This window comes from Pseudomonas putida, from assembly GCF_050990305.1.
Taxonomy (GTDB): Bacteria; Pseudomonadota; Gammaproteobacteria; order Pseudomonadales; family Pseudomonadaceae; genus Aquipseudomonas; species Aquipseudomonas putida_AH.
Map to the genome: position 1 here is coordinate 321,228 of NZ_CP158817.1, position 13,530 is coordinate 334,757.

The window sequence follows — 13,530 nt, forward strand, 5'->3', positions numbered from 1 at the left end:
CCTGTGGCTTGCGTCACCGGCCCCCCGATGCCGCCGTCAAGCTGTAACGGCTTTCACGGACGCTACTGTTAATCGCTGCCAAGACTTGTCAGCACACCGAATCCTCTGATCGAGATACACAAGTGATCGAAAATCTACGTAACATCGCCATCATTGCCCACGTTGACCATGGTAAAACCACCCTGGTAGACAAACTCCTGCGTCAGTCCGGCACTCTGGAGCGCAACGAGCTCAACGACGAGCGCGTGATGGACTCCAACGACCAGGAAAAAGAGCGCGGTATTACCATTCTGGCGAAAAACACCGCCATCAACTGGAACGGCTACCACATCAACATCGTGGACACCCCGGGCCACGCCGACTTCGGCGGTGAAGTAGAGCGCGTAATGTCGATGGTCGACTCCGTTCTGCTGCTGGTTGACGCTCAAGACGGCCCTATGCCGCAAACCCGTTTCGTGACCAAGAAGGCCTTCGAAGCTGGTCTGCGTCCAATCGTGGTCATCAACAAGATCGACCGTCCGGGCGCGCGTCCTGACTGGGTTCTGGACCAGATTTTCGACCTGTTCGACAACTTGGGTGCTACCGAAGAACAACTGGACTTCCAGGTTGTTTACGCTTCGGCCATCAACGGCATCGCCGGTCTGGATCACACTGACATGGCCGAAGACATGACCCCGCTGTACCAGGCGGTCATCGACCACGTCCCTGCGCCGAAAGTCGACCGTGATGGTGCTTTCCAGATGCAAATCTCGGCACTGGACTACAACAGCTTCCTGGGCGTCATCGGTGTTGGCCGTATCGCTCGCGGTCGCGTCAAGCCTAACACCCCGGTTGTGGCGATCAGCGCCGACGGCAAGAAGCGTAACGGCCGTATCCTGAAGCTGATGGGTCACCACGGTCTGCACCGCATCGACGTTGAAGAAGCAGCTGCCGGCGACATCGTTTGCATCAGCGGTTTCGACGAGCTGTTCATCTCCGACACCCTGTGCGATCCGACCGTCGTTGAAGCGATGAAGCCGTTGACCGTTGACGAGCCGACCGTATCCATGACCTTCCAGGTAAACGACTCGCCATTCTGCGGTAAGGAAGGCAAGTTCGTGACGTCCCGTAACATCAAGGACCGTCTGGACAAAGAGCTGCTGTACAACGTTGCACTGCGCGTTGAAGAAGGCGACTCGGCTGACAAGTTCAAGGTTTCCGGCCGTGGTGAGCTGCACCTCTCGGTACTGATCGAAACCATGCGTCGCGAAGGTTTCGAGCTGGCCCTGGGCCGTCCTGAAGTGATCATCCGTGAAATCGACGGCGTGAAGCAGGAACCGTTCGAAAACGTCACCATCGACATCCCTGAAGAATCCCAGGGCAAGGTCATGGAAGAGATGGGCCTGCGTAAGGGCGACCTGAGCAACATGGTGCCGGATGGCAAGGGCCGTGTTCGTCTGGAATACAACATCCCTGCTCGTGGTCTGATCGGTTTCCGTAACCAGTTCCTGACCCTGACCAACGGTGCTGGCATCCTGACCTCGATCTTTGATCGCTACGCTCCAGTGAAGTCGGGCCACATGTCCGGCCGTCAGAACGGCGTTCTGGTTTCGGTTGAAACCGGCAAGGCACTGACTTACTCCCTGGAAACCCTGCAGGCACGTGGCAAGCTGTTCGTTGAACACGGTCAGGAGATCTACAACGGTCAGATCGTCGGCCAGAACAGCCGCGACAACGACCTGGGCGTGAACCCTACCAAGGGCAAGAAGCTCGACAACATGCGTGCTTCGGGTAAAGACGAAACCATCGCCCTGGTCCCACCTGTTCGCTTCACCCTGGAACAGGCTCTGGAATACATCCAGGAAGACGAGCTGTGCGAAGTGACTCCTAAGTCCATCCGTCTTCGCAAGAAGATCCTGGACGAAAGCGAGCGTACCCGCGCTGCCAAGAAAGCCAAGGCTTAAGATTTAGCCAGGCTTAAAAAAACGCCCCCGGTCGAGAGACCGGGGGCGTTTTTGTTTGTCCGGGATTTTTGCGGTGTTTGTGCCGGCCTCTTCGCGGGCAAGCCTCGCTCCTACGGGTTCACGCCGCGCGCAGACCTGTAGGAGCGAGGCTTGCCCGCGAAGGCGGCCGATCAGCCGCCAAAAATGTCAGAAGCGCTCAATGGTGCGCGAGCTGCGCTCACGCTCCACTTCTTTGGGCTTGTACGCGCAATACCCCGGACGCGGTCCGATTTTCGGGTGGTTGCGGCAAGTATCAGGACGCTTTTCATAAATAGTGCACAGACGGCTCTTACGATCCAGGTAGTAGCAATCGTTGTTGCTCATGCGCTGGAGGGTGAAGATGCCCGATTTCTGGTTGAAGCGCTCGACCAACCCTTCCTTTTGCAGGCGCTTGGCGATGTTCTTCGGCGGATCACCCAACTCGAACTCGTCGACCACGCCTATACGGACCAGGTCCTTGATCTTGACCTCCACTGGCAGAGTGCAGCAGCTGGAGACGCACGAGCCGCACATCGGGGCCGAGTATTTGGCCCAGGTATCGAGACGGTCGATCTCGGCTGCGGCGATCAGGTTGGGCTTCATCATCGAGGGTTTACCAAGCGTATGCATCAGGGCGCGCGATCATACCGGGACTGGTGGATTTTTGAACAACCTTTCGCCAGATTTTTTAAACACTGTCCAGCAAAGCGCTAATCCGGCACGGCACCTGCATTGATTCGCGTACACGGCAATGTACTGTCGAGCCAATTCACATTCACGGGAAAAACTGCCGAACCAGAGCCTCTACCGCCTGTCAGACCGTCTAGGCTCAGACAACTCCAAGCTCGCTCGAGGTCCTATCGATGACTCAAGAACCACTTGTTCGCGAAGCAGAGGTGGCCGCATTCCGCGACGCCGTCTTGACCAAACTCACTTACGCGGTGGGCAAAGACCCGGATCACGCCTTCGACCATGACTGGTTCGAAGCCATTGCGCTGGCCGCGCGTGATCACATGGTCGAGCACTGGATGGACCACACACGGCAGATCTATCGCAAAGGCCAGAAGCGGGTTTATTACCTCTCCCTGGAATTTCTCATCGGCCGGCTGCTCTACGACAGCTTGAGCAACCTGGGCCTGCTGGATGTGGCGCGGGAGGCAATGACCGAGCTTGGCGTCGACATCGAGCGTATTCGCCTGTTGGAGCCTGATGCGGCGCTGGGCAACGGCGGCCTCGGTCGCCTGGCAGCGTGCTTCATGGAAAGTATGTCGACCCTGGGTATCGCCGGGCATGGCTACGGTATTCGTTATGAACACGGCTTGTTCCGCCAGGCCATCGTTGACGGCTGGCAACAGGAACAGACTGAGCACTGGCTGGATTTCGGCAACCCTTGGGAATTCGAACGTCCGGAGGTGGTTTACCCGATCGGCTTCGGTGGCAGCGTCGACACCGTGACCGACAGCGAAGGCAAGTCCAAGCAAGTCTGGCACCCGGCTGAAACCGTACGGGCCATTGCCTATGACACGCCAGTGGTCGGCTGGCGCGGCGCGAGCGTGAACACCTTGCGTCTGTGGCGCGCCCGGGCCATGGAAGACTTGCACCTGGAGCGCTTCAACGCCGGTGACCACCTGGGTGCAGTTGCCGAAGTGGCCCGGGCTGAAAGCATTTCCCGCGTGCTCTATCCGGCGGACAGCACCGAAGCCGGCCAGGAACTGCGCCTGCGCCAGGAGTATTTCTTCGTCGCAGCTTCCTTGCAGGACTTGCTGCGCCGCCATCGCAACATGCACACCTCGGTGCTGACCCTGGGCGACCATGCGGCAATCCAACTCAACGACACCCACCCCTCGATTGCCGTGGCCGAGCTGATGCGTCAGTTGGTCGACGTGTATGACGTGGCGTGGGATGCGGCGTGGCAGATCACGGTCGATACGCTGTCCTATACCAACCACACGCTGCTGCCTGAAGCGCTGGAAACCTGGCCGGTGGGCTTGATGGAGCGCATGTTGCCCCGGCACATGCAGATCATTTACCTGATCAACGCCCAGCACATCGATTCGCTGCGGGCCAAGGGCATTCACGACTTCGACGTGCTGCGCGCGGTGTCGCTGATCGAAGAGGACAATGGCCGCCGCGTGCGCATGGGCAACCTGGCGTTCCTGGGTTCCCACAGTGTCAACGGTGTGTCCGGCCTGCATACACAACTGATGCGCAAAACGGTGTTCTCCGAACTGCACAAGCTCTACCCGGAGCGAATCAACAACAAAACCAATGGCATTACCTTCCGCCGCTGGTTGTATCAGTCCAACCCGGAGTTGACCTCGATGCTGGTCGATGCGCTGGGGCCTGATGTGCTGGACAAGCCAGAGGAGCGCTTGCTCGATCTGGAGCCGTTCGCCGAGAAGACCGCGTTCCGAAAATCCTTCGCCGAGCAGCGCCTGCACAGCAAAAAGGCCCTGGCGTACATCATTCACGAGCGATTGGGGGTGGCGGTCAATCCGGCGGCCATGTTCGACGTTCAGGTCAAGCGGATCCACGAATACAAACGCCAGTTGCTCAACCTGATGCACACCGTGGCGTTGTACCAGGCAATTCGTGCCGAACCGGAAATCGACTGGGTTCCACGGGTGAAAATCTTTGCCGGCAAAGCGGCGGCCAGTTACCACCAGGCCAAGCTGATCATCAAGTTGACCAATGACATCGCCCGGGTGGTGAACAACGACCCGACAGTACGCGGGCTGCTCAAAGTTGTGTTCCTGCCCAACTACAACGTCAGCCTGGCGGAGAGCATCATTCCGGCGGCGGACCTGTCCGAGCAGATTTCCACCGCCGGTTTCGAGGCCTCGGGCACCAGCAACATGAAGTTCGGCCTCAATGGCGCCCTGACCATCGGCACGCTGGACGGTGCCAACGTGGAGATGTGCGAGCGCATCGGCGCCGAGCACATGTTCATCTTCGGCCTCAGTGCCCAGCAGGTGGAAGCGCGCAAGCAGAATCACGAGTTCAGTGCGGTGCCGGACATTGCCGCGTCCCATCGGCTCAACGACGTGTTGCAGGCGATTCGCGGCGGGGTGTTTTCGCCGGATGATCCGTCACGCTACACCGGGCTGATCGACTCGCTGGTGGACTACGACCGCTTCCTGGTCTGCGCCGATTTCGATTCCTACTGGCATGCACAAATGCGCGTTGAGGCGCACTGGCACGATTCCAAGGAATGGTGGCGTTCGGCGGTGCTGAATACGGCGCGGTTGGGTTGGTTCTCCTCGGACCGGACGATTCGTGAGTACGCCACGGATATCTGGAAGGCGTTGGGGTAACGCTCTGATCGGATCGATATACTAGGCACACCGGAAAAGATCGCAGCCTTCGGCAGCTCCTACATGGGAACGCATTCCAATGTAGGAGCTGCCGAAGGCTGCGATCTTTTAGGGACTGGCTACGCTAGTCTTTCAGGATTGCGCTCAAGGATATCGACCATGCAATGGATGTTCATGCTGATTGGCCTGTTTCTGGGCTGGATGCTCGACGAGTCGTTCAGCACTGCGCTGCTGGGTGCACTGCTCGGTTTGGCGATCGGCCAGGCCATTCGCATCGGCCGGTTGGCATCGCAAGCCAGCGAGCAGCGCCGACTGCTGGAGCAGGCGCAGGTGGCGTTGCATGGGGTCGAGCAGCGGTTGGCCTCTCTGGAAGGATCAGGTACCACCGCTGCGCAAACCAGTGAACCTATTATCAGTGAGACCCCTGACACGGTGGCCGCTGAGCCCCTTGAACTGATCTGGGAACTGCCGCCGGAGCTCGAGCCCGCGTCGACTGCGGTCAGCGAAACCAGTCGTCCGCTGCCGATCGACCCCTGGAGACCGCAACCAACAACCCGCGAAGCACAAGACCCCGCCACCCCTCGCGAACCCAACTTTATCGAAAGAGCAATCAACGCTGCCCGCGCATGGTTATTGGGCGGCAACACCGTATTGCGGGTCGGCGTGGTGCTGTTGTTTCTCGGTCTGGCGTTCCTGCTGCGTTACGCCACCGAAGGCATGGTGGTGCCGATCGAGTTGCGTTACGCCGGAGTCGCGGCAGCGGCGCTGGGCCTGCTGGGGCTGGGTTGGTGGTTGAGATCGCGCAACAACAATTATGCCTTGATGCTGCAAGGGGCCGGGGTGGCGGTGTCGTACCTGACGGTGTTTGCAGCGATGCGTTTGCACCCGTTGCTCGATCCTTCGGCGGCGTTTGGCCTTCTGGTCGCTATTACGGTGTTCTCGGCGATTCTCGCGGTGACTCAGGACGCCATGGGGTTGGCTGCCGCCGCCGCGCTGGGCGGATTCGCCGCGCCGATCCTGGCCTCTACCGGCGGCGGTAGCCACGTTGCCTTGTTCAGCTACTTCGCCTTGCTCAACGCTGGCATCCTTGCCATTGCCTGGTTCAAGGCCTGGCGCTTGCTCAACGTGATCGGTTTTGTCGGCACCTTCGGCATCGGTTTCGCTTGGGGCTTGCGCTCCTATTCGCCGGATTTGCTGTGGAGCACCGAGCCCTTTCTGGTGTTGTTCTTCCTGATGTATCTGGCCATCGGACTGCTGTACGCCCATCGCAAGTTGCAGGCGTTGAGTGACGCGCCGCAGGAGGAGGGTCGCGAAGCGCTGTTGCGCTGGTCGGCACGCAAAGGTGATTACGTCGACGGCACGCTGTTGTTCGGTCCGCCATTGGTGGGCTTCGGGTTGCAGTTCGCCCTGGTGCAGCACCTGGAATTTGCCGCGGCCTTCAGCGCCTTGGCACTGGGCATGATCTACATGGGGCTGGCACGTTTACTGATGGGCGGCCGTGCAATCCTGCTGGGCGAAACCTGTCTGGCCTTGGGGGTGATTTTTACCAGCCTGGCGATACCGTTGGGGCTGGATGCACGCTGGACGAGTGCCGCTTGGGCGGTGGAAGGCGCGGGGATTTTCTGGCTCGGCTTGCGTCAACAACGGCCATTTGCCCGGGCCTTTGCCTTGCTGTTGCAGCTGGGGTCAGCGCTGGCATTTCTCAGCGAGTTGCGCAGCGGCGAGGGAAGCTTGCTCGACGGCACGCCGTTGGGTGCACTGATGTTGGGCGTTGCCCTGTTGTTCAGCTTCTATCAGTTGCATAACGCGTTACCTGAGCACCTTAAACCTTGGGAGCGTGCAGATCGGCCGGTTTTGGCCTGCCTGGGCCTGGTGTTTCTCTATTTGCTGGCACCGCTGTTTTTCTTCGTCCATGGCACGGTGATCGGTTGGGCCCTGGCCGGTCTGGTGACGTTATTGGCTGGCCTGCGCATTGAATCACGCACTGTCCTGTTCACAGCGCTTGTTATCCAGTTGTTGGCTGGCGCGTTGTTACTCACACAATGGCCGCTGCCGGGTGAAGCGCTGCGACCTTTGACCCATGGTGGGTTCTGGGCGCCTTTGATGTTGGGGTTGGCTGCATTGGTCGGTGCCTGGCGTTTGGACCTGAGCAACGCTGATGGAGTGAATCAGCAGCGTGTGTCCCAGGTGTGGCTGGTATGGGGCGCGGCTTGGTGGGCGATGGCGTGGGGCGGTGAAGTGCTGCGCTTCGCACCGTTGCCGCTACAAGCGACCTTGATGCTGGTTGTCGCCGCCGCGAGCGTTGCACTGTGGACCGTTCTGGCACTGCGTCTGAAGTGGCCATCGCTGGGGATGCTCTGCACGGTCTTGACGCCGGTTGCCACGCTGGTGCTGCTGGCGGCTTGGCATTCACGTTTTCACCCCGCCGCGAACTTCGGCTGGCTGGTCTGGTCGGCGCTGTTCGTGGTGCATTTCGTCTCCCTGCGGCGCCTGGCGTCGATGCTGCCAGCGCGGTTTTTGAGCACCGCTCATGTATTGGGTTGCTGGCTGCTGATCGGCGTGCTGGCCTTGGAGCTACGCTACGGCTTGATGCTGTTGTCCGAGCAATACAACGCCTGGCGCTGGCTCGGCTGGGCGATTCTGCCGAGCCTGTATCTGGTGCTGATGGCAGCGCCTCGCACCTGGCCGTGGCCGGTGTCGGATTACTCCCGCGAGTATCGTGTGTACGCCGCTGCACCGCTGGCGTTGTTGATGCTCGCCTGGTTCTGGCTGGCGAACGCCTTCAGTGATGGTGGCGCTGAGCCGTTGCCTTACGTGCCGCTGATCAACCCATTGGAATTGGGGCTGATGTTTGCGTTGTTCGGCATTTATGTCTGGTCCCGCAGCGCTATGAGTCAATTGGCGGTACGCAAGGCATCCGCTATCACCGCGATACAAGCGATCACAGGCGTCTCGCTATTCGTGTTCTTCACGGCATTGGTCATGCGCACCGCGCACCAGTGGAGTGGTGTGCCTTTCGAACTCGATCTGCTGCTTGAGTCGATGCGGGTACAGGCCGGCCTGTCCATTATCTGGACCTTGATGGCCCTGAGTCTGATGATCGGCGGCCATCTGCGTGGCCGTCGCGAAGTCTGGTTGATTGGCGCTGCGCTGATCGGCGTTGTCGTGGCCAAACTGTTCTTTGTCGAATTGAGCAATCGCGGCGGACTCGCCAGGATCGTCTCGTTTATTGGCGTGGGCGTATTGTTGTTGGTAGTGGGCTACTTCGCCCCATTACCGCCCAAGCGCATTGAGGCTGTGCCGGATGCTGAAAAACCGGCTCCGGAAACCGAAGGAGTGTCCTCTTGAGTCAGAAACTGAGCCTGGGCTGGTGGGGTGCGGTTGCGATGGGTATGGCGCTGGCGGCTGGCGCTTCGGAAAAACCGGCGGACTTCGCCACGCAGGTACCGTTGTCGGTAAGCGGTGAAGGACCCTGGTATCGCCTCGAATTGCCTCTGGCAGTCCAGCTGAATGCACGGCAGACCGACCTCGGCGACGTGCGCGTGTTCAACGCCGTCGGTGATGTGCAGGCCTATGCCCTGGCGCGGGAAACCGCGAAAACCGACGACAATCGCACGCTGACCGACGTCAAATGGTTCCCGCTGTACAACTCGGCGGACGACACCGAGCGCGCGCCGAGCGTGCGGGTGCAATCGAGCGCCAGCGGCGCACTGGTCGAAGTTCAGCCCTCCAGTCAGCTGGAGGTAGGTGAAGAAGTGCTCCGTGGCTGGTTGCTCGACGCCAGCGGCATCAAGGCGCCGCTGCAGCAATTAATTCTTGACTGGACCAGCGAGCGTGACGGTTTCCAGCGTTTCAGCATCGAGGCCAGCGACGATTTGCAGCATTGGCAGTCCTGGGGCGAAGGCCAAGTGGCGCGGCTGAGCTTTGCCGACGAGCGGGTCGAACAGCATGAAGTCGGCCTGCCGGGGCAGTCGGCGCGTTATCTGCGATTGTTGTGGAGCACGTCGCAAGCGGCGCCCATCCTGACCTCGGCGCAACTGCAGAGTGCCAGCCCCCGCAGCCTGCCTTTACCGTTGGTCTGGTCGCAACCACTGGCCGGCAGTAGCGTGAAAACCGGTGAGTACACTTGGCAATTGCCGATAGCGCTGAATGTCGAGCGCGTGCAGGTCACACTGGATCAGCCCAACAGCCTGGCGCCGGTGATTTTGTCCGGGCGTCGGGAAACCAGCTTGCCGTGGCAGCCGTTGAGCAGTGGCTTGCTGTATCGCCTGACCCAGAATGGCCAGGACGTGCTGCAGAACGAATTGCAATTGTCGGGGCAACCCGTGCAGCAGTTGAAACTGACCGTGGACGAGCGCGGGGGTGGCCTGGGTGCGCAGGCGCCTACCGTGAAATATGCCGTGCGCGCCACACAATTGGTGTTTCTGGCGCGGGGTCCGGGGCCTTATACGTTGGCGCTGGGCAATGCCACTGCAAAAGCGGCGAGCCTGCCGTTGTCGACCCTGATTCCTGATTACAGCCCGGCGAAACTGGCGACCTTGGGCCGGGCTTCGGTCGACGTCGGGGCGGTGCCAACGCCGGCCGCTGCAACCGTGCCGGAATCTGTCGACACGGACTGGAAAAAATTCGGCCTGTGGGCGGTGTTGTTGCTCAGCGTGCTGTTTCTGGCGGCGATGGCGTTCAGTCTGCTGCGCAAACCGCCTGTCAAACCCTGAAAACAGGGGGGGCTGCGCCCCCTATCGCGGGCAAGCCGCGCTCCTACAGTGATCTGTGTTGCTCACAAATTCCCTGTGGGAGCGGGCTTGCCCGCGAAAGCGTTGGAACAGCCACCTGAACCGTCGAAATTGTCTCCATTGGCTGGCTCACATCCAAGCCATTTCCATCTACGCTAATCCCCGCGCATGAACTCTCTTCAACCGATCACGTCTGATAGGAGGAAATGCGCCACGACTCGCGTTAAACTGCGCGGGTTTTTAGCCCCCCCCCATTCCTCGGAGCCTTCCATGTCCCGCGTTACCTTGAGTCGCTATTTGATTGAGCAGACCCGCAGCAACAACACTCCTGCCGATCTGCGCTTCCTGATCGAAGTGGTGGCGCGTGCTTGCAAGGAGATCAGCCACGCCGTTTCCAAAGGCGCCCTGGGCGGCGTTCTGGGCAGCATGGGCACTGAAAACGTTCAGGGCGAAGTGCAGAAAAAGCTCGACGTACTGTCCAACGAAATCCTGCTCGAAGCCAACGAATGGGGCGGTCACCTGGCCGGCATGGCGTCCGAAGAAATGGACAACGCCTACCAAATCCCTGGCAAATATCCGAAAGGTGCCTACCTGCTGGTATTCGACCCGCTGGACGGTTCGTCGAACATCGACATCAACGCACCGGTTGGCACCATCTTCTCGGTTCTGCGCTGCCCGAACGAATACCTGAGCCAGAACGAGCCTTTGAATGAAAAGGCCTTCCTGCAGCCAGGCACCCAGCAAGTCGCCGCCGGTTACGCCATCTACGGCCCGCAGACCATGCTGATCCTGACCTTGGGCAATGGCGTCAAGGGCTTCACTCTGGATCGCGAAATGGGCAGCTTCGTGCTGACTCACGAAGACATCACCATTCCTGAATCCACCCAGGAATTCGCCATCAACATGTCCAACCAGCGTCACTGGGAAGCCCCGGTACAGCGCTACGTCAGCGAATTGCTGGCTGGCGAAGAAGGCCCGCTGAAAAAGAACTACAACATGCGCTGGGTTGCCGCGATGGTGGCGGACGTGCACCGCATCCTGACCCGTGGTGGTCTGTTCATGTACCCGCGCGACGCCCGTGAGCCATCCAAGCCAGGCAAACTGCGCCTGATGTACGAAGCCAACCCGATGTCGTTCCTCGTGGAACAAGCGGGCGGCGCGTCCACCGACGGCCACCAGCGTATTCTCGATATCCAGCCTGAAGGCCTGCACCAGCGTGTAGCCGTGTTCCTCGGCTCGAAGGAAGAAGTGGCCCGCGCCACGGCGTACCACAAGGAATAAGCCATGAACGCGCCCTGGCAGCCGTTGCTCGATTGGTGGTTCGGACATGCCGAATCCTCCAGGGAAGTGGCGGCGCAGAAGGGCAGGTTATGGTTCGGCAAGCGTGACAGCCAGGACCTCGAAGCGCGGGAGCGTTTCGGGGACCAGGTCGAACAGGCACTGGCCGGCGGATTGACCGAGTGGGCGCAACGCCCCGAAGGTTGGCTGGCCCTGGTGTTGTTGCTCGATCAACTGCCACGCATGCTCTTTCGCGATTCCCCCAAAGCCTTTTCCGGAGACATCAGAGCCCAGGCCCTGGTGGCGCAAGGTATTGCCGCGGATTTCGATCGGCAATTGCAGCCGATCCAGCGGGTGTTCATCCTGCTGGTGTTCGAGCACTGCGAAAACCTCGACGTGCAAAACGAATGCATCTCGCGCTACATCGAACTGCTGGAGCAACAGCCGGAAACTGATCGGGCGCTGTTTGCCGATTATTTGGACTATGCCGAGAAGCATCAGGAGGTAATTGAGCAGTTTGGACGGTTTCCCCATCGCAATGAGGTGTTGGGGCGCGAGAGTACGGCTGAGGAGTTGGTGTTTCTGAGTAAGCCTGGGTCACGCTTCTAATCACGGATTGCCCTGAAGCAAGCGCTTCATCAGCAGCGTTGGCAAGCTTTTGCGCGTATCAGCAATGATATGGACGAAAACGGTCTGTTCGCGAATCTCGTAAATGACGCGGTTCATTCCTGAAATGACCTGTCGATACTGGCTGAGATTAAGCTTCTCGATCTTTTCCGGGAATGATTCTGAATAGGGTTGCGCTCCCACGTGGCGGATAGCGGCCTTCAAGCTGGCATAGGTGCTTTGCCAAGTTTGGTTTGAGAATTGCCTGATGAGATAAGTGCGAAGTTCTTTCAAGTCTGTTTCGGCGGAGTGAAGGACAACGACCTTGAAACTCATTGATCGTCAGCCCTGTCCAGTTCGGCAAAAACGTCTTCTGCGTCGCGATACTGGCCTTCTTCAATCTCCCGATTTCCCATCGCCAATAGTTTTAAAAGAGCCATTGTGTCCTCTTGCTCTTCAAAACTTTTCACGTCCATGACCACCAACTTGGCTTCACCGTTTTGGGTGATAACCAAGGGCTCTCGGCTTTCAGTAAGTGTTTTGACGATTTCAGCCGCATGACTTTTCAGGTAGCTGATCGGCTTGATTTGGGATGAAAGCTTCATGGAAGGAGCCTCGCCAGAATGAGTGGGACCGATTTTAGTCTTAATTCAGTCCTCTGTCTGGTGGAGCTGGCGGGCGTTGCCTGGATGGTGTGTTCGGTTTCAAATATTCATAACGCCTGATGCCGTCTTCGCGGGCAAGCCTCGCTCCTACAGGTCACGCGCAAATCGTAGGAGCGAGGTTTGCCCGCGAAGGGGCCAGTGAGATCGCCTTAGATCCTGAAGCTACCCACCAACTGCTTCAACCGAGCGGCCTGCTGTTCCAGATCGGCGCACGCGCGCAATGTCGATTGCAGGTTCTCCACACCTTCCTGGTTCAGCGTGTTGATCTCGGTGATGTCGACGTTGATCGATTCCACCACGGCAGTCTGCTCCTCGGTGGCGGTGGCCACGGATTGGTTCATGCCGTCGATTTCGCCGATGCGCTGGGTCACGCTGCCCAGGCGTTCGCCGGCTTGGTTGGCGATGCCGACGCTGCTTTCGCTCTGACGCTGGCTGTCGGTCATGATGGTGACCGCCTCGCGGGCGCCGACTTGCAACTCTTCGATCATCTTCTGCACTTGTTGCGCCGAATCCTGGGTACGGTGTGCGAGGTTGCGCACTTCATCGGCCACTACCGCAAAACCGCGTCCGGCTTCACCGGCACGGGCTGCTTCGATGGCGGCGTTCAAGGCCAACAGGTTGGTCTGCTGGGAAATGCTGGTGATCACTTCCAGAATCTGCCCGATGTTGACGGTGTTGCTGTTGAGCGTCTCGATGTTGCCGCAAGAATCGCTGATCTTCGCCGACAGCTGATGCATCGCCGAGATGGTTTTATCCACCACCTGCTGGCCTTCTTCGGCCAGGGAGCGGGCATCGCTGGAATGCTGGGAGGCAAGGGCGGCGTTCTGGGCGATTTCCTGGGCGGCGGCGCCCAGCTGATTGATCGCCGCGGCGACACTGCTGGTGCGCGAAGCCTGTTGATCGGAGTTGAACATCGACGAGTTGGAAGCCGCTACCACGCGCAGTGCCACTTCGTTGACTTGCCCTGTGGCCG

Annotated in this window: 10 protein-coding genes; 6 read left to right on the forward strand and 4 right to left on the reverse strand. The window is 59.5% G+C overall.

Annotated features, from left to right (window positions below):
• Positions 1 to 122 precede the first annotated feature (122 nt).
• Positions 123 to 1,943, forward strand: a complete 1,821-nt coding sequence (gene typA, locus ABTV22_RS01540; protein ID WP_433738238.1) for a translational GTPase TypA — start codon at positions 123 to 125, stop codon at positions 1,941 to 1,943.
• Between the two features lie 186 nt (positions 1,944 to 2,129).
• On the opposite strand, the gene ABTV22_RS01545 is transcribed toward typA, so the two are convergent.
• Positions 2,130 to 2,567 carry a YkgJ family cysteine cluster protein gene (locus ABTV22_RS01545; RefSeq protein WP_433738239.1) on the reverse strand — a complete coding sequence of 146 codons (438 nt, stop codon included), beginning with the start codon at positions 2,565 to 2,567 and terminating at the stop codon, positions 2,130 to 2,132.
• A gap of 257 nt (positions 2,568 to 2,824) precedes the next feature.
• Between ABTV22_RS01545 and ABTV22_RS01550 the strand changes: the two genes are divergently transcribed.
• The 5 genes from ABTV22_RS01550 (at position 2,825) to ABTV22_RS01570 (ending at position 11,895) form a co-directional block, all read left to right on the forward strand.
• Complete coding sequence (locus ABTV22_RS01550) at positions 2,825 to 5,275, forward strand: glycogen/starch/alpha-glucan phosphorylase (protein WP_433738240.1); 2,451 nt, start codon at positions 2,825 to 2,827, stop codon at positions 5,273 to 5,275.
• A 159-nt stretch (positions 5,276 to 5,434) separates the two neighbouring features.
• Positions 5,435 to 8,623, forward strand: coding sequence for a DUF2339 domain-containing protein (locus ABTV22_RS01555; protein WP_433738241.1), 3,189 nt, complete (start codon positions 5,435 to 5,437; stop codon positions 8,621 to 8,623).
• Entirely contained in the window at positions 8,620 to 9,990 is a 1,371-nt protein-coding gene (locus ABTV22_RS01560) for a DUF3999 domain-containing protein (protein ID WP_433738242.1), read from the forward strand. The genes ABTV22_RS01555 and ABTV22_RS01560 overlap by 4 nt, the downstream gene beginning before the upstream one ends.
• Positions 9,991 to 10,278: 288 nt before the next feature.
• A complete protein-coding gene (locus ABTV22_RS01565; protein ID WP_433738243.1) occupies positions 10,279 to 11,289 on the forward strand; it encodes a class 1 fructose-bisphosphatase in 1,011 nt (336 codons plus the stop codon).
• Between the two features lie 3 nt (positions 11,290 to 11,292).
• A complete protein-coding gene (locus tag ABTV22_RS01570) occupies positions 11,293 to 11,895 on the forward strand; it encodes a DUF924 family protein (protein WP_433738244.1) in 603 nt (200 codons plus the stop codon).
• On the opposite strand, the gene ABTV22_RS01575 is transcribed toward ABTV22_RS01570, so the two are convergent.
• The 3 genes from ABTV22_RS01575 to ABTV22_RS01585 all read right to left on the reverse strand — a co-directional run bounded on the left by ABTV22_RS01575 (position 11,896) and on the right by ABTV22_RS01585 (position 13,471).
• Positions 11,896 to 12,228, reverse strand: a complete 333-nt coding sequence (locus ABTV22_RS01575) for a type II toxin-antitoxin system RelE/ParE family toxin (RefSeq protein ID WP_433738245.1) — start codon at positions 12,226 to 12,228, stop codon at positions 11,896 to 11,898.
• The gene (locus tag ABTV22_RS01580; RefSeq protein ID WP_433738246.1) at positions 12,225 to 12,497 is read right to left on the reverse strand and encodes a type II toxin-antitoxin system Phd/YefM family antitoxin; all 273 of its coding nucleotides are present in this window, start codon (positions 12,495 to 12,497) and stop codon (positions 12,225 to 12,227) included. The genes ABTV22_RS01575 and ABTV22_RS01580 overlap by 4 nt, the downstream gene beginning before the upstream one ends.
• Positions 12,498 to 12,706: 209 nt before the next feature.
• Positions 12,707 to 13,471 (reverse strand): methyl-accepting chemotaxis protein, encoded by a 765-nt coding sequence (locus tag ABTV22_RS01585; protein WP_433741267.1) that lies wholly within the window; start codon positions 13,469 to 13,471, stop codon positions 12,707 to 12,709.
• Positions 13,472 to 13,530: the final 59 nt, after the last annotated feature.

Excerpts from the sequence above, each read along its gene's own strand:
- ABTV22_RS01545 (WP_433738239.1), bottom strand. The coding sequence starts at position 2,567 with ATGATGAAGCCCAACCTGATCGCCGCAGCCGAGATCGACCGTCTCGAT.
- ABTV22_RS01550 (WP_433738240.1), top strand. The coding sequence starts at position 2,825 with ATGACTCAAGAACCACTTGTTCGCGAAGCAGAGGTGGCCGCATTCCGC.
- ABTV22_RS01555 (WP_433738241.1), top strand. The coding sequence starts at position 5,435 with ATGCAATGGATGTTCATGCTGATTGGCCTGTTTCTGGGCTGGATGCTC.
- ABTV22_RS01565 (WP_433738243.1), top strand. The coding sequence starts at position 10,279 with ATGTCCCGCGTTACCTTGAGTCGCTATTTGATTGAGCAGACCCGCAGC.
- ABTV22_RS01570 (WP_433738244.1), top strand. The coding sequence starts at position 11,293 with ATGAACGCGCCCTGGCAGCCGTTGCTCGATTGGTGGTTCGGACATGCC.
- ABTV22_RS01575 (WP_433738245.1), bottom strand. The coding sequence starts at position 12,228 with ATGAGTTTCAAGGTCGTTGTCCTTCACTCCGCCGAAACAGACTTGAAA.
- ABTV22_RS01580 (WP_433738246.1), bottom strand. The coding sequence starts at position 12,497 with ATGAAGCTTTCATCCCAAATCAAGCCGATCAGCTACCTGAAAAGTCAT.
- ABTV22_RS01585 (WP_433741267.1), bottom strand. The coding sequence starts at position 13,471 with ATGTTCAACTCCGATCAACAGGCTTCGCGCACCAGCAGTGTCGCCGCG.